At 65.2% G+C, this 26,054-nt stretch carries 22 protein-coding genes and 1 pseudogene; 9 read left to right on the top strand and 14 right to left on the bottom strand.

Features of this window, described 5'->3' with window-relative positions; translation table 11 throughout:
- From pip to pqqA, 6 genes are all read right to left on the bottom strand, one after another.
- Positions 1-987, bottom strand: coding sequence for a prolyl aminopeptidase (gene pip / locus I6F21_RS01745; RefSeq protein WP_225139140.1), 987 nt, complete (start codon positions 985-987; stop codon positions 1-3).
- A complete protein-coding gene (pqqE, locus tag I6F21_RS01740) occupies positions 977-2,158 on the bottom strand; it encodes a pyrroloquinoline quinone biosynthesis protein PqqE (RefSeq protein WP_225139139.1) in 1,182 nt (393 codons plus the stop codon). Before pqqE ends, pip begins: the two co-directional genes overlap by 11 nt.
- Positions 2,155-2,466: a pyrroloquinoline quinone biosynthesis peptide chaperone PqqD gene (gene pqqD / locus I6F21_RS01735; RefSeq protein WP_057026049.1), complete on the bottom strand. Its 312-nt coding sequence runs from the start codon at positions 2,464-2,466 to the stop codon at positions 2,155-2,157. Before pqqD ends, pqqE begins: the two co-directional genes overlap by 4 nt.
- 11 nt (positions 2,467-2,477) lie before the next feature.
- Positions 2,478-3,257 carry a pyrroloquinoline-quinone synthase PqqC gene (gene pqqC, locus I6F21_RS01730; RefSeq protein ID WP_225139138.1) on the bottom strand — a complete coding sequence of 260 codons (780 nt, stop codon included), beginning with the start codon at positions 3,255-3,257 and terminating at the stop codon, positions 2,478-2,480.
- The gene (pqqB, locus tag I6F21_RS01725) at positions 3,254-4,183 is read right to left on the bottom strand and encodes a pyrroloquinoline quinone biosynthesis protein PqqB (RefSeq protein ID WP_225126078.1); all 930 of its coding nucleotides are present in this window, start codon (positions 4,181-4,183) and stop codon (positions 3,254-3,256) included. The genes pqqC and pqqB overlap by 4 nt, the downstream gene beginning before the upstream one ends.
- Positions 4,184-4,313: 130 nt before the next feature.
- Positions 4,314-4,394 (bottom strand): pyrroloquinoline quinone precursor peptide PqqA, encoded by an 81-nt coding sequence (gene pqqA, locus I6F21_RS01720; RefSeq protein ID WP_007595659.1) that lies wholly within the window; start codon positions 4,392-4,394, stop codon positions 4,314-4,316.
- Positions 4,395-4,656: 262 nt separating this feature from the next.
- On the opposite strand from pqqA, the gene I6F21_RS01715 reads away from it, so the two are divergent.
- From I6F21_RS01715 to I6F21_RS01690, 6 genes and pseudogenes are all read left to right on the top strand, one after another.
- Positions 4,657-4,914 carry a hypothetical protein gene (locus I6F21_RS01715; protein ID WP_036007354.1) on the top strand — a complete coding sequence of 86 codons (258 nt, stop codon included), beginning with the start codon at positions 4,657-4,659 and terminating at the stop codon, positions 4,912-4,914.
- A gap of 233 nt (positions 4,915-5,147) precedes the next feature.
- On the top strand, positions 5,148-6,548 hold the full coding sequence (locus tag I6F21_RS01710; protein ID WP_036027256.1) for an amidase family protein: 1,401 nt from the start codon (positions 5,148-5,150) through the stop codon (positions 6,546-6,548).
- 2 nt (positions 6,549-6,550) lie between these two features.
- Positions 6,551-7,027 (top strand): glutathione peroxidase, encoded by a 477-nt coding sequence (locus I6F21_RS01705; protein ID WP_225139137.1) that lies wholly within the window; start codon positions 6,551-6,553, stop codon positions 7,025-7,027.
- Between the two features lie 11 nt (positions 7,028-7,038).
- On the top strand, positions 7,039-7,281 hold the full coding sequence (locus I6F21_RS01700) for a DUF3297 family protein (RefSeq protein ID WP_036007363.1): 243 nt from the start codon (positions 7,039-7,041) through the stop codon (positions 7,279-7,281).
- A 161-nt stretch (positions 7,282-7,442) separates the two neighbouring features.
- Entirely contained in the window at positions 7,443-8,612 is a 1,170-nt protein-coding gene (gene tarD, locus I6F21_RS01695; protein ID WP_225112127.1) for a D(-)-tartrate dehydratase, read from the top strand.
- 525 nt (positions 8,613-9,137) lie between these two features.
- Positions 9,138-9,423 (top strand): annotated as a pseudogene (locus I6F21_RS01690) (GIY-YIG nuclease family protein).
- Positions 9,424-9,731: 308 nt separating this feature from the next.
- On the opposite strand, the gene I6F21_RS01685 reads toward I6F21_RS01690, so the two are convergent.
- On the bottom strand, positions 9,732-11,084 hold the full coding sequence (locus I6F21_RS01685) for a malonyl-CoA decarboxylase (protein WP_057026055.1): 1,353 nt from the start codon (positions 11,082-11,084) through the stop codon (positions 9,732-9,734).
- A gap of 224 nt (positions 11,085-11,308) precedes the next feature.
- On the bottom strand, positions 11,309-12,160 hold the full coding sequence (locus I6F21_RS01680) for a helix-turn-helix transcriptional regulator (protein ID WP_225139136.1): 852 nt from the start codon (positions 12,158-12,160) through the stop codon (positions 11,309-11,311).
- Positions 12,161-12,221: 61 nt separating this feature from the next.
- Between I6F21_RS01680 and I6F21_RS01675 the strand changes: the two genes are divergently transcribed.
- Positions 12,222-13,394, top strand: coding sequence for an MFS transporter (locus I6F21_RS01675; RefSeq protein WP_036027240.1), 1,173 nt, complete (start codon positions 12,222-12,224; stop codon positions 13,392-13,394).
- A 393-nt stretch (positions 13,395-13,787) separates the two neighbouring features.
- A complete protein-coding gene (locus I6F21_RS01670) occupies positions 13,788-16,055 on the top strand; it encodes a cation:proton antiporter (RefSeq protein ID WP_225182718.1) in 2,268 nt (755 codons plus the stop codon).
- On the opposite strand, the gene I6F21_RS01665 is transcribed toward I6F21_RS01670, so the two are convergent.
- The 6 genes from I6F21_RS01665 to I6F21_RS01640 all read right to left on the bottom strand — a co-directional run bounded on the left by I6F21_RS01665 (position 16,052) and on the right by I6F21_RS01640 (position 24,824).
- Complete coding sequence (locus tag I6F21_RS01665) at positions 16,052-19,204, bottom strand: multidrug efflux RND transporter permease subunit (protein WP_225182717.1); 3,153 nt, start codon at positions 19,202-19,204, stop codon at positions 16,052-16,054. The genes I6F21_RS01670 and I6F21_RS01665 overlap by 4 nt on opposite strands.
- 12 nt (positions 19,205-19,216) lie before the next feature.
- On the bottom strand, positions 19,217-20,413 hold the full coding sequence (locus I6F21_RS01660; RefSeq protein WP_225182716.1) for an efflux RND transporter periplasmic adaptor subunit: 1,197 nt from the start codon (positions 20,411-20,413) through the stop codon (positions 19,217-19,219).
- Positions 20,414-20,586: 173 nt separating this feature from the next.
- Positions 20,587-21,567, bottom strand: coding sequence for an NAD-dependent epimerase/dehydratase family protein (locus I6F21_RS01655; protein WP_225182715.1), 981 nt, complete (start codon positions 21,565-21,567; stop codon positions 20,587-20,589).
- A gap of 66 nt (positions 21,568-21,633) precedes the next feature.
- Complete coding sequence (locus I6F21_RS01650; RefSeq protein ID WP_225182714.1) at positions 21,634-22,704, bottom strand: hypothetical protein; 1,071 nt, start codon at positions 22,702-22,704, stop codon at positions 21,634-21,636.
- A gap of 82 nt (positions 22,705-22,786) precedes the next feature.
- The gene (locus I6F21_RS01645) at positions 22,787-24,277 is read right to left on the bottom strand and encodes an NAD(P)/FAD-dependent oxidoreductase (protein WP_225182713.1); all 1,491 of its coding nucleotides are present in this window, start codon (positions 24,275-24,277) and stop codon (positions 22,787-22,789) included.
- 97 nt (positions 24,278-24,374) lie between these two features.
- Entirely contained in the window at positions 24,375-24,824 is a 450-nt protein-coding gene (locus I6F21_RS01640; RefSeq protein ID WP_036027225.1) for a cupin domain-containing protein, read from the bottom strand.
- Positions 24,825-25,012: 188 nt separating this feature from the next.
- Here I6F21_RS01640 and I6F21_RS01635 point away from each other — a divergent pair, with 188 nt between their 5' ends.
- Positions 25,013-26,038 carry an AraC family transcriptional regulator gene (locus I6F21_RS01635; RefSeq protein WP_225182712.1) on the top strand — a complete coding sequence of 342 codons (1,026 nt, stop codon included), beginning with the start codon at positions 25,013-25,015 and terminating at the stop codon, positions 26,036-26,038.
- The last annotated feature ends 16 nt before the right edge of the window (positions 26,039-26,054 follow it).

Genomic DNA, 26,054 nt, shown 5'->3' with positions numbered 1-26,054 from the left:
TCATCGCCCGATCTTCGACGCAAGGTCCGCGATCGACTTCATGACGGCGTCCCTCACGCCGCCATCATAGAGCGAATGCCCGGCTTCTTCCACGATGCGAAGCTCGGAACCGGGCCATACTTTCGCAAGGGCCTGCGCTGTCGCGGGAGCACACAACAGATCATAGCGCCCCTGCACGATCATGCCGGGAATGCCGTCGAGCCGGCCCGCGTTCCGCAGCAGCTGGTCCTCGTTCATGAAGCTGTCGTTGGTGAAATAATGCGCTTCCATGAACGGCGTCGCCGGCAATGTGCGCCAGACGTTCAGCCCGGCGAGGTCGAGCCGCGTCCGTGCCGGCTTGTGCTCGGACAAGACGCGCTCGGTGTCGTGCCAGGCCTTCGCCGCCGGGCCATGCACGGCAGGGTCGGCATCGAGGATGCGGCGCCAATAGGCATCCACCGGCCGGTCACGCTCCTCTGGCGGCAGCACGCTGAGGAAATCCTCGTACAGCGCCGGATGGAATTGCGACAGGCGCGAGGTGAAGGCCGTCTCGACCTCGTCCCGCGTGCCGAGAAACGTCGCGCGCAGCGCTATGCCGGAGACGTGCTCGGGATGCGCCTCTGCATAAGCCAGCGCCAGCGTCGCGCCCCAGGAACCGCCGACCACCATCCAGCGTTCGAAGCCGAACTTTTCGCGGATCGTCTCCATGTCCGCGATCAGATGCTGTGTGGTGTTGTGCTCGCGCGATCCCTTGGGCCGGCTGCGGCCGCAGCCGCGCTGGTCGAACAGCACGGCGCAGAAGCGGTCGGGATCGAACAGCCGGCGATGGTCGGGCTGGCAGCCGCTGCCGGGCCCGCCGTGCAGATAGACCGCGGGGATGCCGTCGCTGCGGCCGACGCTCTCGACATAGAGCTCATGGCCATCGCCGACGTCGAGCATATCGGAGGTCAGCGGCGCAAAGGGATCAGTGCGTTTGGCCGCTGAGCCCGCGTCGGCGTCAGGCGTCATTCTCGGATTCCAGGGTGCCGCCGGCAAAGTTGCGATAGAGGAAGCGGCTGGTCTCGCCCTCGGCTTCGGCTTCCGCCTGCTTGAAGATGGTCTCGTGCAGCGGCGACAGCGCGCAGGCCGGGTCGGTGTTGGCGGCGTCCCCGGTCAGCGCGAAGGCCTGACAGCGGCAGCCGCCGAAATCGATCTCGCGGAACTCGCAACTCTTGCACGGCTCCTTCATCCAGCCGGTGCCGCGATAGCGGTTGAAGGCCTCCGAGTTCTGCCAGATCCAGGCGATCGAATGGTTGGAGCGCACCGATTCGAAATCGAGCCCGGTGATGCTCTCGGCGGCATGGCAGGGCAGCACCTTGCCGGCGGGCGAGATGTTGAAGAACTGCCGGCCCCAGCCGCCCATGCATTTCTTCGGCCGCAGCGCGTAATAATCCGGCACCACGTAGTCGATGGTCAGTCGGCCCTTCAGCCGCTCGCGCGCCTCCTCAACGAGGCGGGTACACTCATCGAGCTGCGCCACGGTTGGCATCAGCGCGGCGCGGTTCTTCAGCGCCCAGCCGTAATATTGCACATTGGCGACCTCGAGCCGGTCGGCGTCGAGATCGAGCGCCATCTGGATGATGTCGGGAAACTGGTGCAGGTTCTGCCGGTGCATCACCGCGTTCACGGTGAGCGGCAGGTCGAGCTCGCGCGTCCATTTCGCGACCTCGAGCTTCTTGCGGTGGCCGCCCTTGTAGCCGGCGACGCGATCGGCGAGGCCGTCTTCGATGCCCTGGAACGAGATCTGCACATGGCAGAGCCCGGCATCTGCGAGATCGCTGAGCCTCTCGCGCGTCAGCAGCACGGCCGAGGTGATGAGATTGGTGTAGAGCCCGGCGTCGCTGGCATGCTTGACCAGCTCGACCAGATCCTTTCGTGCCGTCGGCTCGCCGCCGGAGAAATGCACCTGGAGCACGCCGATCTCGGAGAGCTCGCTCAGCACCTTCTTCCACTCGTCCGTCGTCAGCTCCTTGCCGGAGCGGTCGAGCTCGACCGGGTTGGAGCAATAGGGACATTGCAGCGGGCAGCGATGGGTGATCTCGAGCAGCACGGCCAGCGGAATGCCGAAGGTCTCCGCCGTCGAGCGTTGCTTCTCAAGCACCGCGAGGCTGTCGCTGGGCGGGATGGTCACGTCGCTCATGACGTCTTCTCCCTGATCTCGGTGAGAAAGCCCTTGTCGGCGAGATCCTGCAGCATGGCGATGACGTCGGCCAGGATCGCCTCGCGCGGCGCTGCGTACTTTGCGGCGAGCTGATCGGCGACGTCGCCGACATTGCGCTCGCCGTTGCAGAGTTGCAAGACCTCGACCGCAATCTCGTCCGGCGCCAGCACCCGCTCCGGCGCCAGGATCACCCAGACCTTGCGCGTCTCGTCATATTTCAGCTTGGCATGCCGCGGCAGCACGGGGCGGCTCGCCTCGCTGACGCTGATGTTCCGCGGCCCGGCCATCGCTTTAATCCTCAGCTCGCTTTGGGCACGAACGCGCCCGGCGGAATGTGGCCCTCGACATAGGCATGCTGGAGCGCATCCAGCTGCACCCACAGCACGTTGGTCTTGAAGATCAGCGCGTTGCAGACCTGCGCGCGCTGCTCCGGCGTCGTGGCCTGCCTCTTGACATAATCGAGCGCAAAATTGGCGTCGCGCGGCGCCTGGGTCAGGCGGCGCTTGAAGTAGCTCATGATATCGGGGTTGACGAAGTCGTAGTGCTCCAGCATGCCCGAGATGCGTTCTTCATGCAGGTTCGGCGCGAACAACTCGGTGAGCGAGGAGGCGATCGCCTCCAGCGGGCTTTTTTCGCGGCAGAAGTGCACATAGGCTTCGACCGCGAAGCGCGTCGCCGGCAAGATGCCTTCGGTGGATTCGACGTAAGCGGTGTCGAGCCCGAGCCCTTCGGTCAGCTTGATCCAGCGCTCGATGCCGCCTTCGCTGCCGACGTCGCCGTCATGGTCCTCGATGCGATGGCGCCATTCCAGCCGCGTGGCGCGGTCGCGGAAGCGCGAGATCACCACCGCGTCCTTGATCGGGATCGTGCTCTGGTAATAGTAGCGGTTGAGCGCCCAGGCCTGCACCTGGCCCTTGTTCAGCTTGCCGCCATGCAGCAGCTTATGGAACGGATGCAGGCTGTGATAGCGCGTGGCGCCGATGTGGCGCAGCGTTGCCTCCAGCTCCTCGGCGGAGTTGAGCTTCAAGTCCTTGCCGATCGAGAGCGCGGTCATTCCAGTCAGTGATGCGGCGTTCACAGCACGATCTCCGTTCCATCCGCGGGTATCTGCCAGCCCGCCTCCTCAGTGAGCTTGCGCTCGGGCGAGCCGGGCAGCAGCGCCGGATTCGAGTTGTTGATATGCAGAAACAGCTTCCTGTCGATATTGAGATCGGCCAGCCGGGCGATGGCGCCGTCCTCGCCGGACATGGCGACATGGCCCATGCTCTTGCCGGTCTTGTGGCCGAGGCCGGCCCTGATCATCTCGTCGTCGCGCCAGACGGTGCCGTCGAAGAACACCAGTGAAGCGCCGTCGATCTCGGCCTTGAGCGCGTCGGTCACTTCGGCGCAGGCCGCGATGAAGTAGAAGAACTTGCCCGTGGCCTTGTCGGTGATCTTCAGGCCCAGCGTGTCGCCGTCGCCGCTCTCGCCGCCCGGATGCACCTTGCCTTCGAGATACCAGGCCGACTTGCCCGGCACGGCAAAGGGCAGCACCTCGAGCCCCGAGCGCGCACCGTCGGGCAGCCGCGGCTCGAACGGCTCGCGGAGAGCAATCGGCTGGCGCCGCACGTTCTTCTCGTTCAGCACGTTGAAGATGCTGTTGGAGCTGAGGATCGCCAGCACCTTCTCGTGCGCATAGATCGTGAAGGGCGAGCCTTCGCGCATCGACAGCAGGCCGGCCACCGCATCGACTTCGCTGTTGGTCAAGATCACGCCCGCAATCGGCGTGTGGCGCAGCGCGCCCGCCTTTGGGTGCAGCTGCGGCGTGGCGTTCAATTGCTGGCGAAGATCGGGTGAGGCGTTGATCAGGAACCAGTGCTCGCCGTCGCCGCTGAAGGCGACCGAAGCCTGGGTTCGAAACAGCTCATGTCCCTTCGCACGAGCCGCGCGGCAGCCTTCGCAGCCGCAATTCCACTGCGGAACTCCGCCGCCGGCCCCGGCGCCCAGGACGACGACGCGAAGCATGATCCGTCTCCTGGAGGCGAATTGGCGAGGTGGATCTCAGGCCGAGACAGTTTCGGACAAGGTTTCTCTCTGCCGGAAACGTATCGTGACCGAAAGAACCACCTGCGCAGAACGCGTTTCCACCAGCCGCTTACTTGCGGGTGGCGCTCACATACATATTGATTTCCATGCCGCAGGGCACTTCGACGATCTTAGGGGCTTTCCAGGCCATTTGGCTCTCCATTTTCGCGAATTCGGACGTATCCGCCCATTGGACAAATTAGTGCGGACGGCAAAGTTCGCCAGTGAAATTTTCCCGACCTAGGTAGTAGGCTGCGGGAATTGTTGCACTGCAAAGATGGCGTATTGCGGCCGCAAAGATGAGCGGATCAGATACGCAAAATTGCCGATAGGTCGTGATCCCTGTCGGGATAAACCAGTTGTGAGTATGGACCGGCTTCTCATCGGCGACAGACGACCCCAATGGATCAGGCATGCCCAGATATTTCTTCAACACCCGCATCGGAGACGAACTGATCGTGGATCCTGACGGCGAGGACCTGCGCAACCCCGATCGCGCCTGGGAGGTCGCGCGCCAGATGATCCTTGAGGTCGTGAAGTCGGAAGGAACCCAGCCGGCGCTGCTGGAGGCCGTCATCGAGGTCACCGACGCCGACGGCGAGATCGTGCTGGAGTTTCCCTTCACCGAAGCGCTGCTCGACATGCCGGACCAGTCCGCGACGAGGCATTAGCCGGACGCGATAGGTAAGGGGCTCACCGCTCTCTCCACGTCATTGCGAGCGTAGCGAATCAATCCAGAATCCCTCCCCCCGGAGGCAGCCTGGATTGCTTCGTCGCAAGGGCTCCTCGCAATGACGGAGAATGAGGCAACGCCCGGCGCAAAACCCGCCTTTCACCCCCGCGAAATCCGCATGGCTTTGCCGCGTTCCCGGCGCTAAAAGACGCCTGTCATACGGAGCAAGCCATGCAAGATCTCTGGCGCCTGTCGGCCGCCGACCTCGCCACCCTCGTCAGGTCCAAAAAAGTCTCCGCCAGGGAGGCCGCCAAGGCCGGTCTCGCGCGGCTCGATGCCGTCAATCCCCAGCTCAACGCGGTGATCGACCACCGGCCGGATGACGTGCTCAAGCAGGCCGATGCCGTCGATGCCGCAATTAGCCGGGGCGAGGACCCCGGCGTCCTCGCGGGCGTGCCCGTCACCATCAAGGCCAATGTCGACCAGGAAGGCTTTGCCACCACCAACGGCCTCAAGCTGCAGCGCGACCTGATCGCGCGCGAGGACAATCCGGTGGTCGCCAATTTCCGGAAATCGGGCGCCATCCTGCTCGGCCGCACCAATTGCCCGGCCTTCTCCTACCGCTGGTTCACCACCAATCTCATCCACGGCGACACCAAGAACCCCCGCGACGCTTCGCTGACGCCGGGCGGCTCGTCCGGCGGCGCCGGCTCGGCGGTCGCGGCCGGCATCGGCCACATCGCGCACGGCACCGACATCGCCGGCTCGATCCGTTATCCCGCCTATGCCTGCGGCGTGCACGGTCTGCGCCCGACGCTCGGACGCATTCCCGCCTTCAACCCGGCGCTGCCGGAGCGCCCGATCGGTCCGCAGATCATGGCGGTCTCGGGCCCGCTGGCGCGCACGGTCAACGATTTGCGCATCTCGCTTGAAGCGATGTCGGCCCGCGACATCCGCGATCCCTGGTTCGCGCCGGTGCCGCTGCAAGGACCCGCACGGGACAAGCGCGCTGCGCTGTGCCTCAATCCGGGTGGCCTTGCCACCGCACCGGAGGTGAAGGCCGCGGTGAGCGATGCCGGCAAGCGGCTGGAGCGCGCGGGCTGGACCGTCGATGTGATCGAGGACACGCCGCCGATGCGCGAAGCGGTGGAATGGCAGATCAAGCTCTGGCTCGGTGACGGCTATGAGGCGCAGCTGGAGATGGCCGAGCGCGAGGGCGATCCCGGCGCACTGGCCTGCCTGCGCGGCAACCGCGCCAGGGTCACGCCGATGGATCAGGCCAATTACGCCAAGGCGCTGACCCGGCGAGCCACGCTGACCCGCGACTGGATGCTGTTCTTCGAAAAATACGCCGTGCTGCTGACGCCGGTCTCCGGCGAATTGCCGTTCCCCGACCATCTCGATCGCAAGGACGAGGATTCCTTCAAGCGGGTCTGGGAAGCGCAGCTGCCGCAGATCGCGATTCCCTTCATGGGATTGCCGGGCCTCGTGGTCTCCACAGGTCTCGTCGGCAGGGCGCCGGTCGGCGTGCACATCGTCTCTGGCCGCTATCGCGAGGATCTGTGCCTGCTCGCGGGCGAAGCGATCGAGGCCGGCGGCGTGCCGCCATCGCCGATCGATCCCGTGGGCTAGCGATGACCGCCATCTACGACTTCAAGGCCAACTCGCTGGCCGGCGAGGAGGTCGCCCTGCGGCGTTTCGAGGGGCAGGTGCTCTTGATCGTCAACACCGCGAGCAAATGCGGTTTCACGCCGCAATATCGCGGCCTCGAGGATCTCCATCGCGACCTCTCTCCGCGCGGCTTCTCGGTGCTCGGCTTTCCCTGCAACCAGTTCGGCGCGCAGGAACCGGGGCAGGCGAGCGAGATCCAGGAATTCTGCTCCTCGAACTACGACGTCACGTTTCCCTTGTTCGAGAAGATCGACGTCAACGGGCCGAAGGCGCATCCACTGTATGAGTACCTGAAACGCCAGCAATCCGGCCTGTTAGGGGCCGCCATCAAATGGAATTTCACCAAATTCCTGGTGGACCGTAAGGGCCGCGTGGTCGCGCGCTACGCGCCGACCGCCCGGCCCGAAGGATTGCGCAATCAAATCGAAACACTATTGTGAGCGAGACAATCATGAGCGACGAATTTCCGGACCGCCTGTCGGTCGACCCGAACAGCCCCTATTACAACGCGGAGATCCTGTCGCGCGACGTCGGCATCCGCTTCAAGGGCATCGAGAAGACCAATGTCGAGGAGTACTGCATCAGCGAAGGCTGGGTCCGCGTCACCGCAGGGAACGCCAAGGACCGCCACGGCAACCCGCTGACAATCAAGGTGCACGGTCCGGTGGAGCCGTATTTCAGGGATAAGAAATAGGCTTGACCTGAGCGCGCGCCGTTCGCTTCTCGTCATTGCGAGGAGCGCGCACTCTCTCCTCGTCATTGCGAGCGCAGCGAAGCAATCCAGGATCTTTCCGCCGAGGCAGTCTGGATTGCTTCGTCGCTTCGCTCCTCGCAAAACCACTGAAGGCCCACCCCATGTCCGTCCGCATCGTCGACGTCCGCGAAATTACAAAGCCGATCTCTTCGCCGATCCGCAACGCCTATATCGACTTCACGAAGATGACGACCAGCCTCGTCGCCGTCGTCACCGATGTCGTCCGTGACGGCAAGCGCGTCGTCGGCTACGGCTTCAACTCCAACGGCCGTTACGGGCAGGGCGGCCTGATCCGCGAGCGTTTTGCTCCGCGCATCGTCGAGGCCGATCCAAAGTCGCTGCTCGACGCGGCCGGCGACAATCTCGACCCCGACAAGGTCTGGGCCGCGATGATGACCAACGAGAAGCCGGGCGGCCATGGCGAGCGCTCGGTCGCGGTCGGCACCATCGACATGGCGGTGTGGGACGCGGTGGCGAAGATCGCGGGCAAGCCGCTGTTCCGTCTGCTCGCCGAACGCCACGGCGTCAAAGCCAATCCGCGCGTCTTCGTCTACGCCGCGGGCGGCTACTATTATCCCGGCAAGGATCTCTCGATGCTGCGGGCCGAGATGCGCGGCTATCTCGATCGTGGCTACAATGTCGTCAAGATGAAGATCGGCGGCGCTGATATCGACGAGGACCGCAGGCGCATCGAGGCAGTGCTGAAGGAAATCGGCAAGGACGCGCAGCTCGCCGTCGATGCTAACGGCCGCTTCAACCTGGAGACCGCCATCGCCTACGCCAAGATGCTGCGTGACTATCCCTTGTTCTGGTACGAGGAAGCCGGCGATCCTCTCGACTACGCGCTGCAGGCCGCGCTCGCCGAATTCTATCCGGGCCCGATGGCGACGGGCGAGAACCTGTTCAGCCATCAGGACGCCCGCAATCTGATCCGCTACGGCGGCATGCGCCCCGACCGCGACTGGCTGCAATTCGATTGCGCCTTGTCCTATGGCCTGTGCGAATACCAGCGCACGCTGGAGGTGCTGAAGACCCACGGCTGGTCGCCGAGCCGCTGCATCCCGCACGGCGGCCACCAGATGTCGCTCAACATCGCCGCCGGCCTCGGCTTAGGCGGCAACGAAAGCTATCCCGACCTGTTCCAGCCCTATGGCGGCTTCCCCGACGGCGTCCGCGTCGAGAACGGCCACATCACCATGCCCGAGCTTGCAGGCATCGGCTTCGAAGGCAAGTCCGATCTCTACAAGGAGATGCAGGCGCTGGCGGAGTAGGAGTATCGTTGGAGCGCGACGTCCGCGCCACACACTCCGTCATTGCGAGCGCAGCGAGGCAATCCAGAATCTTTCCGCGGAGGCAGTCTGGATTGCTTCGTCGCAAGAGCTCCTCGCAATGACGGTGGAGGGGCCACTGCCGCTCGCGGGCGTCTGGCCCGCAGCCCAATGTGCCGAATTGCGCGAGCTGTCGCCACACACTCCGTCATTGCGAGCGCAGCGAAGCAATCCAGAATCTTTCCGTGGAGGCAGTCTGGATTGCTTCGTCGCAAGAGCTCCTCGCAATGACGGTGGAGGAGCCACTGGCCGCTCGCGGGCGTCTGGCCCGCAGCCCAATGTGCCGAATTGCGCGAGCTGTCGCCACACACTCCGTCATTGCGAGCGCAGCGAAGCAATCCAGGGTCTTTCCGCTTCGGCAGTCTGGATTGCTTCGTCGCAACGGCTCCTCGCAATGACGCTGGCGAAAGCCTCGTAGTCATCTCCTGGTTGTGCTATTGTAGAAGCTGTCCTCAGCCGAGTACGATTATGAAGCAACCCTGCGTGTACATGTTCGCCAATCGTCGCAACGGAACGATCTACACGGGCGTCACCTCCAATCCGCCGCGCCGCGTTCGAGCATCGCGAAGGACTGGTAAAGGGTTTTTCATCGAAGTACGGCTGCAAGCTCCTCGTCTGGTACGAGCTGCACGCGACCATGTCCGACGCGATTGTGCGCGAGAAGCAGATCAAAGGTGGCAGCCGGGCGAAGAAGCTTGCGCTCATTGAGAGCCTCAATCCGAATTGGGACGATTTGTACGAGACGCTGATCTGACCGGCAGGAGATCTGCGGCTACTCGGCGAGCCGCTGCCACGTCCTCCGTCATTGCGAGCGTAGCGAAGCAATCCAGGATCTCTCCCCGGAGGCAGTCTGGATTGCTTCGTCGCAAGGGCTCCTCGCAACGACGGGGAGGGAGCGGAAGTCATCCGGTCGTCGTCCGAGCCTGCAGCGGGCGGTCGTTGGGTTTCGCAAGCTGTCACCACATACTCCGTCATTGCGAGCGCAGCGAAGCAATCCAGAATCTTTCCACGGCGGCATTGCTTCGCTGTGCTCGCAATGACGATGTGGTAAGCGTCCGCCCCCTACGACAGCCGCATATCCAGCAGCCTTCGCCCTTCGCCCTTCAGCAGCTTCTTCACCGCGCTCGACGCCACGACCTCGCCGTCATTGGCATAGGCCTCGTGGTTCTTCTCGATGTCGTCGAGGCGGTAGAGGTAGTTGACCATGACGCCGGCGGACTCGCGCATTCCCTTGGGCGAGAGGTCGCCCAGCCAGTTGATGCGCTCCAGCCGAGCGCCGTTGCCGAGATGGAAGCGGGCGACGGAATCGATCAGCTTGCCCTTCGGCGTGCGCGCCTTGAGGAAATAGTGCGCCGCGAGCGGCTCCAGCACGGCGCGGAGCAGCGCCGCCGTCTCCGGGCTCTCGAACCATCTGGGATCGTCGAGGCGCCTCAGCACCTCGCGGTCCTCGTCCGACAGCGGCAGATCCTTGTCCTGCTTCACCCAGGCCATGAAGCCCGGCACCGGCGACAGCGTGACGAAGGTGTCGAGCTTCGGCAACTCGCGGCGCAGCTCTTCCACCACCTGCTTGATCAGGAAGCTGCCGAAGGAGATGCCGCCCAGGCCGCGCTGGGTGTTGGAGATCGAATAGAACACGGCGGTGCGCGCGCGCTCGATCGGCAGGTGCTGGCGGTCGACTGCGAGCAGGGGCTGGATCGCGCCGGGGATCGTCTCGGTCAGCGCCACCTCGACGAAGATCAAGGGCTCGTCCACCATCGCAGGATGGAAGAAGGCGTAGCAGCGCCGGTCGACCGGATCGATGCGGCGGCGCAGATCATCCCAGTCCGAGATCTCGTGCACGGCCTCATAACGGATGATCTTTTCGAGGATGTTGGCCGGCGTCGACCAGTCGATCCTGCGCAGCACGAGAAACCCCCTATTGAACCACGAAGAAAGAAGATGCGAGACGTCGCGGTCGAGCGCGGCGAGATCGGTGTGCCCGTTCATCATGCCGAGCAGATCGGCGCGCATGTTGACGAGATCACCAGTACCGCCGGGCGCGCGATTGAGCCGGCGGATCAATTCCTGCCGCCGCGGCTCGGAAGCGAAATGCAGCGAGCTTGCGTCTTCGTCGCTGGGCGCGGCCCGCCATGTCTCGATCGCCTTGGACAGGCGCTCCCGGTCGGGACCGAAATCGCGCACCAAGCCCTCGAAGAAGGCGCGGCGTGCCGCCGCGTCCAGCTCCCGGTAGATGTCGAGCACCTCGCGCGCCATCGCGGTGCCCGAGGCTTCGCCCCGGCCCGACAGCAGCGCATCGCAGAGCTCGAGCAGTCCGTCGGCATCATGCTTGGTATCGGCGGCGTCCCCCCGGCGAAGCAAGGTGCGGCCGCGCTCGGAGATGGTGGCAAGCAGGTCGGAGAAGAAGGCGTTGGCCATCGGGACTTTCGTATCAGGTCTGTGCGATGCGGCAAGCTTACACGGGATTTGGGTGCAAGCCGATCACAATCAAGCAGGCGAATGCGGCATCTTTCGCTCCGCCGTGCGTTTGGAGAATGAGGGCATGCCGGAACGGGTCGATGATATGCCGGGCAGTGCTCATTCCAACGCGCTTTCATGCCCCGGCTTGACCGGGGCATCCAGTACGCCGCAGCTTCTCGATCCTAGCCGAGCCGTCTCGGCGTACTGGGTCGCCCGGTCAAGCCGGGCGACGACACCGCGTGTGCTGCAAACTCCGTCGGCGTCCGACCCGTCACCTGGCGGAATGCGGCCGAGAACGCCGGCACGCTGGCATAGCCGAGCTGGGTCGCGAGCTGCTTCACCGACACGCTCGCATCCGTCGATATCCGCTCGATCGCCGCCGCAATCCTCGCGCGCTGGCACCAGCTCTTGAAGCTCAGCTGCGTCTCGCTCGAAAACAGCCGCGACAGCGTACGCGCGGAGGTTCCGACCGCGCGCGCCAGCGTGTCGATGTCGTGCAGGCCGGTGGGATCGTCGAGCACGATCATCGCCGCGCGGCGGCAGCGCGCTTCGCTCGGCAGCGGCACGAAGGTCGCGGAATCCTCGGCCTGGTGCAATTCCAGCATCACCAGGCGCACCAGGAGCTCGGTGCGCTCTTCGGTGTTGCGCCCGTCGAACAGCGCGAGAATCGCCTGATTGAGCAGCGGCGACACCCGCACCACGAATTCCCTGGTCAGGCCGTCATAGCGCTGCTCGCGCTTCAGCCAGGACAGGTCGAAATACAGCGTGCGCATCTCGATGTCGGCCAGCAGGTCGATGGCATGCTCGAGCCCGGCCGGCACCCAGACCGCGCGGTCCGGCGGCACCAGCCAGCGTCCGGCGGGCGTCGTCACCTGCATCGTGCCCTTTGCCGCATAGATCAGCTGCGCCTCGCGGTGCATGTGCAGATCGATCCGCATCCCCTTGGGATAGTCGCGGGCGACCAGGTGCACGCCCGCGGGCGAGCGGTGGTTGCTCCGGACCTCCCGCAGGATTGGCGTTTCCAAGACAGTCATTGGCAGCATCCCGTCATGGGGAGGACATATAACTCATTTCGGAGCAGGAGAGGATTCGGGAATGAACAGCCCCAGTCGGGTCATCGGTTTCGTCAACGCAGGTCATTTCATCGACCATTATTCGATGCTGATCTTCGCCGCCGCTGTCATCATCATGGGCCCGGCGCTCGGCATGGCCTATTCGGAACTCTTGCCCTACGCGACGCCGGGCTTCGTTGCCTTCGGCGCCGGCTCGCTGCTCACCGGCTGGCTGGGCGATCGCTGGAGCCGCCGCCACATGATGCTGATCTTCTTCGTCGGCATCGGCCTTTCGATGATCGCGGTCGGCTTCGTGCAGACCCCCGTGCAGCTCGGCGCGGCGCTGCTTGCGATCGGCATCTTTGCGTCGATCTATCATCCCGTCGGCACCGCCATGATCGTGTCCTACGCCGACCGGCTCGGCCGCGAGATGGGCATCAATGGCGTCTGGGGCAATCTCGGCGTGGCGTCGTCGGCCCTGGTCACCGGCGTGATCGGCCAATATCTCGGCTGGCGTTTTGCGTTCATCGTTCCTGGCGCGGTTACGGTCCTGATCGGCATCGCCTTCGCGCTGAGCGTCGTGCATGAGGACCGCAAGGGCTCGAAGCAAGCGGCGGCGCAGGCGCGGGTGGCCAGGCAGGACATGTGGCGCGTGATCCTGGCGCTGCTGATCGTGGTGATCGCGATCTCCACGACCTTCAACGCCGTCACCGTGGCGCTGCCAAAGCTGTTCGCCGAGCGCCTTGCGGACCTGACCAAGAGCCCGGCTCTGTTAGGTGTCATCGCCGCCGGCGTCTACGTGTTCGGCGCGATGACGCAGTACACGATCGGCCGGCTGCTCGACCGCTACTCCCTGAAGACGGTGGCGCTGCCACTTTCCTTCATGCTGGCGCCATTCCTGTATCTGGCCGCGAGCCTGTCCAACCTGCCGCTGATCGTCGTTTCGATCGGCATCGTCATGGGTGCGTTCGGGCAGGTGACGGTCAACGACGCCATGGTCGGCAAATACACCACGGAAGAGTGGCGTTCGCGCGCCTATGCCGTGCGCTATTTCGTCGGTTTCACCGCGGCCGGCGCCTCCGTCGGTCTGGTCGCCTGGCTCTATGAGCGGGGCGGATTCGTCACCATGCTGCACGCCTTCGCCGCCCTCTGCCTGCTCGCCATCGCCGCCGCGCTGATCCTGCCGCGCGAGATCCGCACGCCGCAGGTGGTGTGAGGGAGACTCTCTCCACCGCATTGCGAGGAGCCCTTGCGACGAAGCAATCCAAATTGCCGCCGCGGAAAAATTCTGGATTGCTTCCGCCTTCGCCAAGGCTTCGGCGGACAAGTCGCTGCGCTCGGAATGACGGAGAATGAGGAGGCACCCTCGCCATGCCACCCACGATGCCATTCTGCCAGTGTTTTGCCCGACGGAGCAAGCCGTTTCGGCAAAGCCGAACTTTTTTTGAACGTTTTCAACGGCATCCCTACTGTGCATGGGGTTGTTTTCGCGTTTGGCGTTTTTGCCCCCTCCGTCCCGTCGTGCGCGGCAGGAACTCCCGCCACCTCCCGCGGGTTGTATCCCCGTGGCCCCGACAGCGGGGCCGGGTAAAGGGGAAATGACGCCTGCATGCTGTGGACCTTGCTCCGGCCGGTCGGCCTCGTCCCCGCGGCGCTCATCCTCACCACGATTGCGGCCGGCGCCGAAGCGGGCAAATCGGCCGGCCCGTCCGAATTCCTGCTGGTGGCGCAGATCGTCCTGCTGATCGCGGTTGGTCGCGGCCTCGGCGAGATCATGATGCGCATCGGCCAACCCTCGGTGATCGGCGAGCTGCTCGCCGGCATCATCCTGGGGCCGTCATTGCTCGGCTGGATTTGGCCCGAGGCGCAAGCCGCGATCTTTCCCAACACGCCCGAGCAGAAGGCGATGATCGCCGGCATCGCCCAGTTCGGCATCCTGCTGCTTTTGCTGCTGACCGGCATGGAAACCGACCTCAAGCTGGTCCGGAAGGTGGGCAGGGCCGCGATCGCGATCTCGATCGCTGGCATCGTCCTGCCGTTCGCCTGCGGCTTCGCACTCGGCGAGTTCCTGCCGGATGCGCTGCTGCCCAATCCGCAGGAGCGCCTGGTGGCGTCGCTGTTCATGGGCACGGCGCTGTCGATCTCCTCGGTGAAGATCGTCGCGGTCGTCGTGCGCGAGATGAACTTCATGCGCCGCAACGTTGGGCAGATCATCGTCGCGACCGCCGTGATCGACGACACCATCGGCTGGATCATCATCGCCGTCATTTTCAGCCTCGCTTCGCAAGGCTCGCTCGACATCGCTTCCGTGACCAAGTCGGTGCTGGGAACGCTCGCCTTCCTCGCGGTCAGCTTCACCATCGGCCGCCGCCTGGTGTTCCAGCTGATCCGCTGGGCTAACGACAATCTCGTCAGCGCGGCCGCGGTCATCTCCGTGATCCTGCTGCTGATGAGCGTCATGGCGATGATCACGCATCTGATCGGCGTCCACACCGTATTAGGTGCCTTCGTCGCCGGCATCCTGGTCGGGGAATCGCCGATCCTGACGCGGCAGATCGACGAGCGCCTGCGCGGGCTGATCTCAAGCTTCTTCATGCCGGTGTTCTTCGGTCTCGCCGGGCTCAGCGCCGATCTCTCTGTGCTGCGCGATCCCAACCTCCTGATGCTCACCGGCCTGCTCGTCGTGATCGCCAGCGTCGGCAAGTTCGGTGGCGCGTTCGTCGGCGGCACCGTGGGCGGGTTGAACGGGAGGGAGTCGCTGGCCCTCGCCAGCGGCATGAACGCGCGCGGCTCGACCGAGGTCATCATCGCGACCATTGGCCTGTCGATCGGCGTGCTCAGCCAGAACCTGTTCACGATGATCGTGACGATGGCGATCGTGACCACGATGGCAATGCCGCCGATGCTGCGCGCGGCGTTGGCCAGGCTGCCGATGAGCGCGGAGGAGAAGGAGCGGTTGGAGCGCGAGGAGTTCGAGAGGCGCGGCTTCGTCGCCAATCTCGAACGTCCCTTGCTCGCCGTGGACGAGAGCGTCAACGCCACCTTCGCCGCGCATGTCGCCGGACTGATCGCCGGCATGCGCGGCCTGCCGATCACGGTGCTGCATATCGGCAAGCGCGCCGAGGAACAAGAGAAGGGGCGCGGCGAGGAAGTGAGCCACGAAGCCGTGGTGAAGAAGGCGGCCGAAACCGTCTCCGCCAACAGCGACAACGATGCCGGCAGCGTCGATGTCATCAGCCGCACCAGGCGCGCGGAGCTTGGCGAGACCATTGCCGACGAGGCGCGCAAGGGCTTCGATCTCCTGGTCGTCGGCATCGCCAAGGTCGCCGCCACCAAGGACCGTTTCGATCGCAAGGTCGACGATATTGCCGCGAAGTTCGAAGGACCGCTTGCGATCGTGGCCGCCAAGGGCAAGCACCTGAAACAGCCGATGCCCGAGGCGCTCAACATCCTCGTTCCCGTGTCCGGCAGCGCCGTCTCCAAGCGCGGTGCCGAGGTCGCCGTGGCGCTGGCGCAGGCCGGCTCAGGTTCGCTCCGGGTGGTCTATGTAGCGACGACGCGCGACAAGGGCGCGCAGCGCGGTAGCTCGCGCGGGTTGAGCCAGGAGACAGGCATCCTCAAGGACACCAGCGATCTCGCCGCCCGCTACGACGTCGACATCACCACGACCCTGCGCGTGAACCGCGCGCCGGAGGCGGCGATTCTGCGCGAGATCGACACCACCGACGTCGACCTCGTCGTCATGGGCGTTGACCGGATCCAGGCCGACCATCTCTCCTTCGGCGGCGTCGCCGATGCAGTGCTGCGACAGTCGAAGGTCTCGGTGCTCCTGGTCTCGAGCGGCGAGGCGCGGCAGGCGCCGGCGGAGCAGGGTTAGGGCTTCACCTCCGCCACCGCCTGCGGCTTCTTCTTCGACGCCCGCCAGTTCTCGAAGCGCTGCACCACCACGAAGAAGGCCGGCACGAACAGCACCGCAAGGCAGGTCGAGGCCAGCATGCCCGAGAATACCGTGATGCCGATCGACTTGCGCGCGCTGGCGCCGGCGCCGGTGGCGAGCACCAGCGGGACGACGCCGAGGATGAAGGCGAACGAGGTCATCAGGATCGGCCGGAAGCGGGCGCGCGCGGCCTCGATCGCGGATTCGATGATCGGCTTGCCGTCGCGGCCGTGCAGCTCGAGCCCCACCTCGACGATCAGGATGGCGTTCTTGGCCGAGAGCGCGATCAGGAGGATCAGGCCGATCTGGCAATAGAGGTTGTTGTCGATCTTGAGGGCGGAGAGGATCAGCATCGGCCCGAGCAGCGACAGCGGCACGGCGAGAATCACCGAGATCGGCGCGTACCAGCTCTCGTACTGGCCGGCGAGCACGAGATAGACCAGCAGCATGGCGAGCCCGAACACCCAGTAGATCTGGTTCGAGACCGCCTTCTCCTGATACGACATCGCGGTCCATTCATAGCCGGTGCCCGGCGGCAACGTCTTGTCCGCGATCTCCTCCATCAGCTTCAGCGATTGGCCCGACGAATAGCCCTGCGCCGGCAGGCCGATCACGGTCGACGACGGATAGAGATTGTAGAGGCTGATCAGCGACGGCCCCGTAGCCGGCGTGATCTTGGCGACGGTGCCGAGCGGGATCATGTCGCCGTTCGAGTTGCGCACCTGCATGTTGGCGATGTCGCGCTCGGTGACGCGGAAGGCGGGATCGGCCTGGGTGTAGACCTGGAACACGCGGCCGAACTTGTTGAACTGGTTGACGTAGGACGAGCCGAGATAGGTCGACAGCGCCGAGAACACCTGATCCGTCGTCACGTGCAGCGTCTGGGTCTTGATGCGGTCGATCTCGACGTTGAATTGCGGCACCGAGGAGCGGAACGAGGACTGCACGCGCTGCAGCGCGCTCTGGCTCTGTGCGTTGGACACCATCGCGCCGGTGATGGCCTGCAGCTTGGCGAAATCGCTGTTGCCGTCGCGCAGCTCGACCTGCATCGAGAAGCCGGCGGCGTTGCCGATGCCCTGGATCGGGGGCGGCGGCAACACGATGGTGCGCGCCTCCATGATATCAGCGAGCTTGTCGTTCAGGCCAAAGACCAGCGAGCGCAGATCCTCACCGGGCCCTTTACGCGCGTCCCAGTCCTTCAGGATGATGTAGGCGACGCCGGCATTGGCGAGGCTGGCGCTGTTGTCGAGCGCGGAGATGCCGGCGATGGTGATGACCTGCGCCACGCCGGGCGTGTCCTTGATCAGCCCGCTCGCTTTGTCGAGCACGGCCTGCGTCCGCTCCAGCGCGGCGCCGTCGGGCAGCTGCACCGCGGCGATCAGATAGCCCTGGTCCTCGATCGGCAGGAAGCCGGTCGGCACCCGCGACAGGCCGTAGCCGCTGGCGGCGATGATCAGCAGTGCGAACGCGACCGAGATGGTGGCGTGCTTCACGAGGAACGTGATCAGCCTTGTGTAGCCGCGCTCGACGCGGTTGTAGACCGCATTGAAGCCCCGATAGAAGAAATTGCGCTGCTCCGGCGGCACCGCCGGTCGCAGCCACAGCGCGCATTGCGTCGGCTTCAAGGTCGCCGCGTTGATGGCGGAGAGCAGGGCGGTCGCGGCGATCACCAGCGCGAATTGCGAATAGATGCGCCCGGTCAGTCCGGCGAGGAACGAAGCCGGCAGGAACACCGAGATCAGCACCAGCGTGATGCCGACGATCGGCGCGAACAGCTGGTCCATCGCGCGGATCGCGGCGTCGTGGCCGTTCATGCCCTGCTCGATGTTGTGGGCGGCGCCCTCGACCACGACGATGGCGTCGTCGACCACGATGCCGATCGCGAGCACGATCGCGAACAGCGTCGACATGTTGATGGTGAAGCCGAGCGCCGCCATCGCGGCGAAGGCGCCGATGATGGTCACGGGCACGGTCGTCGCCGGCACCAGCATCGCGCGCCAGTCCTGCAGGAAGATGAGGATCACGACCAGCACCAGCAGGCCGGCCTCGATCAAGGTCATGTAGACCTCGTGCACCGAGGCCTCGACGAACTTGGTGGTGTCGAACGGCGTGTCGTACTTGATGCCTTCGGGGAAGCGCTTGGCGAGCTCCGCCATCTTCTTCTCGACGGCCTGCTCGACCTGCAGCGCGTTGGCGCCCGGCGACTGGAACACGCCGATGCCGACCGCGGGTTGCTTGTTGAGCGAGAAGATTTGGCTGTAGGTCTGCGCGCCGAGTTCGACCCAGCCGACGTCGCGCACCCGCGTGACGTCGCCGCTCGTGCCCGTCTTGACGATGATGTTCTCGAACTGGCCGGAATCGTCGAGCCGTCCGTTGACGTTCAGCGTGTACTGGAACGCTTGTCCCGGCGGCGTCGGCGGCGCGCCGACCTGACCGGCGGCGACCTGCTGGCTCTGCTGCTGGATTGCCTGGATCACGTCCTGCGGCACCAGGCCACGCACCTGCAGCTTGTTGGGATCGAGCCAGATCCGCATCGAGTATTGCCCGGCGCCGAATACGGTGACGTTGCCGACGCCGGGCAGGCGCGAGAGCTCGTCGCGGATGTTGATGGTGGCGTAGTTGCTCAAGTAGAGGCTGTCGTATCGCGAATCGGGCGAGGTCAGCGTCACGAACAACAGGATCGAGGTCGACCGCTTCTGCACGGTGACGCCCTGGTTCTGCACCGCTTGCGGCAATTGCGACAATGCGCTGGAGACGCGGTTCTGCACCAGCACCTGCGCGAAGTTGAGGTCGGTGCCGATCTTGAAGGTCACGGTCAGCGTGTAGGTGCCGTCGGAGCCGCTGTAGGACTGCATGTAGAGCATGTCCTCGACGCCGTTGACCTGCTGCTCGATCGGCAGCGCCACGGTGTCGATCACGGTCTTGGCGCTGGCGCCGGGATAGCGCGTGGTGACCTGCACGGTCGGCGGCACCACGTCGGGGTATTGCGCGATGGCGAGATTGAACAGCGCGACGCCGCCGATCAGGATCATCAGCAGCGCAATGACGTTCGAGAGGACCGGCCGCTCGATGAAGAACCGTGAGATCATGGCTGGCAGCCCCTACTTGCTCGAGGCCTGCGTCTGCTCGATCTTCGTCACCTGCGGGTCGATCTTCTGGCCCGGGATGACGCGCAAGAGCCCCGCGGTCACGACGCGATCCTCTGGCTTCAGGCCGCTCTCGATCACGCGCAGGCCGTTGTCGACCGGGCCGATCTGTACCTTGCGCTGCTCGACGACGTTGTCGCTGTTGACGACGAGGAGATAGCGGCCGCCCTGGTCGCTGCCGAGCGCGGTGTCGGGAACGAGCAGGGCGCTCTTCTCCTGGTCGAAGGGCACGCGGACCCGGACGAAATAGCCAGGCAGCAGCACCCGCTTGTCGTTGGGAACGAGGCCGCGCACGGCCAGCGTGCCGGTCGACTGGTTGAGGGTCGGCGAGACGTAGTCGAGCTTGCCCTCATGAGGGTAGCCGGTATCGGTCTGCAGCCCCACTTGAATCGGGAAGTGCTTCATGTCCGCGGGCGTCAGTCCGCGACGGGTCGCCTCGGCGCGGATGCGCAGCACGTCCTGCTCGTTGACGGTGAAGTTCACATAGATCGGGTCCATCGCCACGATGGTGGCGAGCTGGGTCGGCGAGGAGACGCCGACGAGCTCGCCGATCGAGACCATGTGCGCGCTGACGATGCCGTCGAACGGTGCCGTGACCTTGGTGTAGCCGTAATTGACCTCGGCCAGCTTGGTGTTGGCCTGGGCCTGCTGCAGATTGGCCTGGGCGTTGTCGCGGCTCGAGGTCGAGGTGTCGAGCGTGGCTTGCGAGACGGCCTGGCGCTGCACCAGCTCGGCCTGCCGCTTGTAGTCGGCCTCCGCCTGCCGGAGCGAAGCCTGCGCGCCAACTTCGGCCGCCTGCGCCTGCTCGAGCTTGAGCTTGTAGGTCTCAGGCTCGATCGTGAACAGCTGGGTGCCCTGCTTCACGAACGTGCCGTCCTGATAATCGATCGTTTGCAGAAAGCCCTGCACGCGCGCGACGAGATCGACGCTCTTGATCGGCGCCGTGTTGCCGGTGGCCTCGATGTAGCGCGTCACCGGACGCTGCACCGGCGTCGCGACGTCGACCTTGGGCGGCGGCGGCGCCACGAACGTGTTCTTGTCCTCGCAGCCGGCGAGCGCAGCCAATGCCGCGGTTGCGGCGAGTGCCCGACCGATATGTTTCCTCGCTGCTCCATTGCGTTGTGCGGGAGATGCGGGATTGGCGCGCGTCATTCGGTGGTCCCCGATTGCTGTCTGTCGGTGCGGCAGGCTACCAACAAACGGGCAGTCGTGGAACACCATAGCCATGGCGGTCACGGGTCTTGCACCGAAAACGGCAGTGTGGCCTTTGACAGATTTGTCACGACAAGGCGCTTTTCACCGGCGAACGATTGGCCCGTCCGCACCTAGAGCTGGCGCGCATGCCACGCCGCGAGCACATCCTTCTCGTCTTCGGCAGTGAGACCGACGACGGGCCCGTTGACGGCGTTGAGCCAATCAAGCGTATCGCGCGCGGTGTCTCCCGGCGGTCGCGAGGTCAGGCCGGCCGCGCGTGCCGGCGAGGTATCGCGCGTCAGGAAGCCGGCGTAATCAGGCAATGGCAGCCACGTCGGTAAGGACCGCGGGCCCGCCCAACGCCTGACGTCATGCGCTTCCAGAAAGGCGCGATCGATCCAGGTGAAGGTGCAGGACGCGTTCAGCGCGGATGCGCATTCGCTCAGGAATCCGCCGCGCGTGCGGATCGGCCCAATCCCATCATAGATGCCCGTGAGATCGGTCTCTGCCGCATGCACGATCCATTGCGCGAGATCGCGTACGTCGATGAACTGGACCGCATCCTCCGGCGATCCCGGCGCCAGCACCTCGCCGCCGCGCGCAAGCCGTGCCGGCCAGTAGGCGAACCGTCCGGTCGGGTCCTCGGGACCAGCGATCAGTCCGGCGCGGCAGATGAAGGCATCATCGCCGACGGCCTGCTCGCAGGCCACCTTGGCGGCGCCGTAGATCGCGTCGGTGCTGTGCTCGACATCTGCCCCAATGGGCTCGCGCAGCGGCGCCGTGTCGGCCCGTTGGCCCGGCACGCGGTTGTCCGCATAGACACTGACGGTGGACACGAAGGTCCAATGCACGCCCGGCCGCTTCAGCGCGGCGACCGCACGGCGGACCTGGCCGGGATGACGCGAGACGTCGACCACGGCGTCGAACGTCTCACCCGTGAGTGGCCCAAGTCCGTCGGCCAGGTCGCGGTCGATCTGCATGAAGCGCGCACCCGTAGCGATCGGCCCCGCGAGTCCGCGCGCGGCGCAGGTCACGTCGTGACCGACCGCGCAAGCATGGCTTGCTATCGCGCGCCCAAGAAACTGGCTGCCGCCGAGGATGAGAATGCGCATGAAACAGTCCAGTGTTGCCGATGAGGCCGCGAGACTACAACCTCCACCGGCGGTTGCAACGATCCCTCAGCGCGGCTTGATCTCGGCGTATTTCGCTATCGCTTTCTCGAACTTCCGGTTGAACAGCCACATCGCGGCGAAGATCTCGCGGTAGCTCGCCGAGGTCTTTGCCCGGTCGGCCTGTCCGAAGGCAAAAATGCTGTTGTTGCGCAGGTACCTCATGATTCTGGGGCTCGACACCCGATAGTTCAGGAGATCGCCCGATTTGAGCGCGGACCGCGTCGGGGTAGGAACGATCTGGATCAGCTGGAAAAGCTTCATCTGGTCGATCGTATCAGGCAGCGTCTTGACGATTCCCGGAATCTCGCGGAACAGATCGGCGTGCGCGTTCATCAACCCGTTGCGGACGTTGGTCCAATGGTTGAAGCGCTGGTCGGTGCCACGGGCGCGCGCCTCTTCCCTGTCGTTGCGCGCGCTCAGGTGCGGATCGATCGCAGCGACGTCGGCCTTGATCTTCTCCCATTTCCGACGGCCGTTGCGGTCCTCGGAGGGGCCGGTCTGGAAGCTGCCCATATAGGTGTTGGAGCGCGCATTGCGGACATTCTGCTTGCCGTTGGTCTCGGCAAAGAAGAGCCCGAGGCTGATGCGCCCCGCCGTCTCGGCATGTTCAGGCGCGAGCCCCTTGGCGCGCGCGATCGCAACCGCGAGGTCGACGACGTCCTTGAACGGCGTCGGCGAGCTCTGCGCGCCGGCAGGCGGCGCCTCCATGATGTCGAACAGCCTGCCGTATTCCTCGACCAGCGGCTCGATGTCGGCGTCGAAATAGGCCGGGGGAATCTCGAACTTGTTGGGCCGGCCGATCCGCGACGGCGTGACGTCGGTCAAGTCCTTGTAGCTGCTGATGACGGCGACGCGTGCGAGATACAGCGCCTGCCCCGGCAGGTTCGGCAGCGGCTGCTTCGCCTCGATCTGGCGCCGCCGCTCGGCGAGCACGGATTTGAAGTCGCCGAGCGCGCGCTCGTAAGTGGCGAGCGCCGCCGATTGCTGCGGCGACGGTGCCTTCTGCGCATCGACCGGCGCCGCCACGAAGAAGGCAACGGCCGCAAGCGCCGCGGCGGCAAGTCGTCTCGATCCCATGACCGATCCTGTGGCTGGTTCCCGTCGATTCGATGGCCAGCGAGATCGTAGACTCCGGAGGCGAGCTGCCGCAATTCTCCTCTCACGCCGCCCGATAGTCCGGCGCCGTCGCGAGGAATTTGCCGTAAGCATCCGCATCCGGAGGTTGGAAGCGTCCTTTGAGCCCGCCGGTCTTCTGGTTCTTCGCGCCGATATCGGCCATCAGCTCGTCGAAATGGCGGTAGTGATAGGGTGCGACGCACAGCCCGCCATAGACGCCTGCGGCCGGCCGTTCGACGCGCTTGAAGTGCAGCATCATCTCGATGTTGTCGCGCATCGCCTGTGCCGTCGGCTGGTTGGCGAGTTGGCCGTCGGCATAGCGCACCAGCCAGTTGGCGGCGAGGTCGGCACAGAGCACGGTGCAGAACGACGAGTTGAATCCGACGAAGCCCATGTCGGGCAGGTCGGGGTTGGCGATCAGGCGATAGAGCCGGTATTGCCCGTCGGCGTCGACCAATTTCGCTTGATAGGCCTCGGGCAGGAACGGCACGCCGAGCTTGTAGCCGATCGCGAGCACCGCGACGTCGGCGCCGACGCGCTCGCCGCCGCTCATCACGATGCTGTCGCCTTCATAATGGTCGAACGTGCCGAACACGGCCTTGATGCGGCCGTCGGCGACCATCGGGTAGAAGCCCGGCGTTGCGATGGGCACCGAGCAGTTGACGCCGTCCTCGATGCGCTCCTTCGGCACCATGTTGCAACGGCCGAGCTTGAGCTGCGCCTTGAGCAGACTCTCCAGCCCGCGCCAGTTCGCCCAGACCAGCGGCGCGGCGATGCGGTGCGCGAGCCGTCCCATCGCGCCGATGCCCCAACCCGGAAACATCTCCTCCTGGGCGCGGATGTAGAGGATGCGCTTGAAGTTCACGAGACCGCCGATGAAATAGGGAATGCGCCAGACCGGCTCGCGCATCACGATGGTGACCTCGCGCGCGCCTGACTTCACCGCATTCACGGCGATGTCGGTTGCGGACTTCGAGCCGCCGAGCACGACGACGCGGCGTTCCTTGGCCAGGGTCGGATCGCCGTATTTCGACGAGTGCAGGATCTGGCCGCCCTGCGCCAGAAAGCCGTCCTCGCCGGGGCAATGCAGCTCGCGTGGCTCGTTGAATTGCCCGGTGCAGACCGCGACGAAATCGAAATCCTCGCTCGTGGTCGTGCCGTTCCTCTCCTTCAAGGCAAGCGTCCATCCCGGCCTGCCGTCGCCACGGCGCGCCATGCCGGCGACTTCGGTGTTGAGCCGCAGCATGCGCTCGAGGCCAAAACTCTTGGCATAGTCGGCGAGGTAGGCGTGGACCTGCGGCCCGGTCGGCCATTCCGGATAGGCATCCGGCATGGCGCGGTCGGTGTAGCGGTAGAGCTCCTTCGGGCTCTGGGTCTGCACCTCGGGGTAGGAGCGCGCCGGCTCCCAGACGCCGCCGAGATCCGAGCTGCGCTCGACGATCGTGACGCGGTGGCCTCGGGTGGAGAATGCTTTCGCGGCGGCAAGGCCGGAGACGCCGGCGCCGATCACGCAGACATGTTTTGGGCTGACCATGGGTTTGCTCGATGTGTTGCGCGCAAGCGGCCGCGTTCGGCCGCAAGGCGCGGCCGGCCGGACTGCAAGCCGATGGAAGCGGAGGAAGCGGCGACGGCTAGTCGTTGGCCTCGGGCGGCAGGAAGTCGACCTCATGCAGCGCCGAGATGCGCACGACCTCGGCCGGGTCGGTCAGATTGTGCAGCTGGTTGAACAGCGCCTCCAGCTTCTGCATCGGTGAGACCCAGAACAGCGCGCGGCACGGCTTGTCGGACTTGTTGAAATAGCCGTGCGGGATGCCGCGTGGCATGCGCACGAGGTCGCCGGCATTGGCCTTGACCCATTGACCGTCGAGCTTGAGATCGAGCGTGCCTTCCTGCACCAGGATGAACTCGTCCTGGGTCGGATGGATATGCACCGGCACGAACTGGCCGGGATCGCTGTTGGTCTCGAACGCGAAAGTGGAGTCGGTGACGGCCTTGGGGAAATAGACCTGGCCAAGGATGTTCCAGCTCTTGCCGCCGTAGCCTTTCCCGTTTGCGGTGATGCCTTTTTCGAGTGCAGTCATGGCTTGCTCCTCATGGATTCCGGCGGGGACGGAGCATCGGCCGGGGACGGACCGCCTGTCTATCCGCTAAACGAATCCGGATGAACCTATTGCCATGCAGCACGACGAATTTGCGAGCTACGGCCCTTTTCGCTCCCGCGGAACTATTATAGGCTTAAAGGAATTCCGGGCGCGAAGCATGGTCGACGATGTCCGCAGCCGAGCTGGAAATGAGCGCAACAGCCTCTGCAGCCGAACGGCTTGCGGCCTTCGCCCGCGTCACCACTGATGACGTCGACGAGGCGGCCGAGCAGATCGGGCGCATCTTCTGCCCGCATGATCTCAAGCCGACGCAGGCGCGGGCGGCCGGCTTCTCGGCCCGGCACAATTGCGCGGCCTTCGATGGCTTCTCCATCAACTACGTCGCCTATGGCGGATCGGTCAGCATCGATCCGGGCTGCCTCGAGCGCTTCTTCCTGGTGCAGGTCCCGCTCGCGGGCAGCGCCCGCATTCGTGCCGGTGGTCGCGAGCTCGATGCAGCGCCGGGCCGGGTCGCCTCGCTGCTGTCGCCGACGATTCCGACCCGGATGACGTGGAGCGATTGCGCGCAGGCGATCCTGCTGCTCGATCGCCGCATGGTCGAGCAGCGCGCCGCGGCCTTGTCGGGCAGGGCGGCCGGCGTGGTCGAGTTCGATCCGGTGATCGAGCTGGATGCGCCGTCCGGGCGGGCCCTGCAGACGAGGCTCGCCGAGCTGATGACACTCGCCGAGCGTCTCGGACCATCAGGCCGGCTGTCGCCGGCCGCAATGGCCGATTGGCGCGAAGCGCTGCTCGATCATCTGCTCAACCGGCAGCGGCATGGCCTGTCGGATGCGATTGAAACTTTCTCAGGACAGGCCGAGCGTTTGCCGCGTGCCCTTCGCGCCGCGCGCGACCACCTTGCCGACCATGCCGGCGAGCCGCTCGACCTCGCGCAGCTCGCCTGCGCCTCCGGCATCGGCATCCGCGCGCTGCAGCTCGGCTTCCGCCGTCACTTCGGCGTGTCGATCTCGCAGATGCTGCTCGACATGCGCCTCGCCGGCCTCAATGCGCGCCTCGCGCAAGCCGCACCCGATGTTTCCATCACCGAGATGGCCTTCGATCTCGGCTTCACCCATCTCGGCCGCATGGCCGGCGCCTACCGCGAGAAATTCGGCGAGACGCCGTCAGCCACGCTGCGGCGAAGGATGAGCTAGATCCGTCTCGCCAGAC

Origin of the sequence: Bradyrhizobium sp. NBAIM03, from assembly GCF_020194055.1 — a bacterium.
In the GTDB taxonomy this organism is placed as follows: Bacteria; Pseudomonadota; Alphaproteobacteria; order Rhizobiales; family Xanthobacteraceae; genus Bradyrhizobium; species Bradyrhizobium yuanmingense.
The sequence above is the reverse complement of the archived record's forward strand: the minus strand, read 5'-3'. Positions and strand labels throughout refer to the sequence as shown.

Excerpts from the sequence above, each read along its gene's own strand:
- pip (WP_225139140.1), bottom strand. The coding sequence starts at position 987 with ATGACGCCTGACGCCGACGCGGGCTCAGCGGCCAAACGCACTGATCCC.
- pqqE (WP_225139139.1), bottom strand. The coding sequence starts at position 2,158 with ATGAGCGACGTGACCATCCCGCCCAGCGACAGCCTCGCGGTGCTTGAG.
- pqqD (WP_057026049.1), bottom strand. The coding sequence starts at position 2,466 with ATGGCCGGGCCGCGGAACATCAGCGTCAGCGAGGCGAGCCGCCCCGTG.
- pqqB (WP_225126078.1), bottom strand. The coding sequence starts at position 4,183 with ATGCTTCGCGTCGTCGTCCTGGGCGCCGGGGCCGGCGGCGGAGTTCCG.
- pqqA (WP_007595659.1), bottom strand. The coding sequence starts at position 4,394 with ATGGCCTGGAAAGCCCCTAAGATCGTCGAAGTGCCCTGCGGCATGGAA.
- I6F21_RS01715 (WP_036007354.1), top strand. The coding sequence starts at position 4,657 with ATGCCCAGATATTTCTTCAACACCCGCATCGGAGACGAACTGATCGTG.
- I6F21_RS01710 (WP_036027256.1), top strand. The coding sequence starts at position 5,148 with ATGCAAGATCTCTGGCGCCTGTCGGCCGCCGACCTCGCCACCCTCGTC.
- I6F21_RS01705 (WP_225139137.1), top strand. The coding sequence starts at position 6,551 with ATGACCGCCATCTACGACTTCAAGGCCAACTCGCTGGCCGGCGAGGAG.
- I6F21_RS01700 (WP_036007363.1), top strand. The coding sequence starts at position 7,039 with ATGAGCGACGAATTTCCGGACCGCCTGTCGGTCGACCCGAACAGCCCC.
- tarD (WP_225112127.1), top strand. The coding sequence starts at position 7,443 with ATGTCCGTCCGCATCGTCGACGTCCGCGAAATTACAAAGCCGATCTCT.
- I6F21_RS01685 (WP_057026055.1), bottom strand. The coding sequence starts at position 11,084 with ATGGCCAACGCCTTCTTCTCCGACCTGCTTGCCACCATCTCCGAGCGC.
- I6F21_RS01680 (WP_225139136.1), bottom strand. The coding sequence starts at position 12,160 with ATGACTGTCTTGGAAACGCCAATCCTGCGGGAGGTCCGGAGCAACCAC.
- I6F21_RS01675 (WP_036027240.1), top strand. The coding sequence starts at position 12,222 with ATGAACAGCCCCAGTCGGGTCATCGGTTTCGTCAACGCAGGTCATTTC.
- I6F21_RS01670 (WP_225182718.1), top strand. The coding sequence starts at position 13,788 with ATGCTGTGGACCTTGCTCCGGCCGGTCGGCCTCGTCCCCGCGGCGCTC.
- I6F21_RS01665 (WP_225182717.1), bottom strand. The coding sequence starts at position 19,204 with ATGATCTCACGGTTCTTCATCGAGCGGCCGGTCCTCTCGAACGTCATT.
- I6F21_RS01660 (WP_225182716.1), bottom strand. The coding sequence starts at position 20,413 with ATGACGCGCGCCAATCCCGCATCTCCCGCACAACGCAATGGAGCAGCG.
- I6F21_RS01655 (WP_225182715.1), bottom strand. The coding sequence starts at position 21,567 with ATGCGCATTCTCATCCTCGGCGGCAGCCAGTTTCTTGGGCGCGCGATA.
- I6F21_RS01650 (WP_225182714.1), bottom strand. The coding sequence starts at position 22,704 with ATGGGATCGAGACGACTTGCCGCCGCGGCGCTTGCGGCCGTTGCCTTC.
- I6F21_RS01645 (WP_225182713.1), bottom strand. The coding sequence starts at position 24,277 with ATGGTCAGCCCAAAACATGTCTGCGTGATCGGCGCCGGCGTCTCCGGC.
- I6F21_RS01640 (WP_036027225.1), bottom strand. The coding sequence starts at position 24,824 with ATGACTGCACTCGAAAAAGGCATCACCGCAAACGGGAAAGGCTACGGC.
- I6F21_RS01635 (WP_225182712.1), top strand. The coding sequence starts at position 25,013 with ATGTCCGCAGCCGAGCTGGAAATGAGCGCAACAGCCTCTGCAGCCGAA.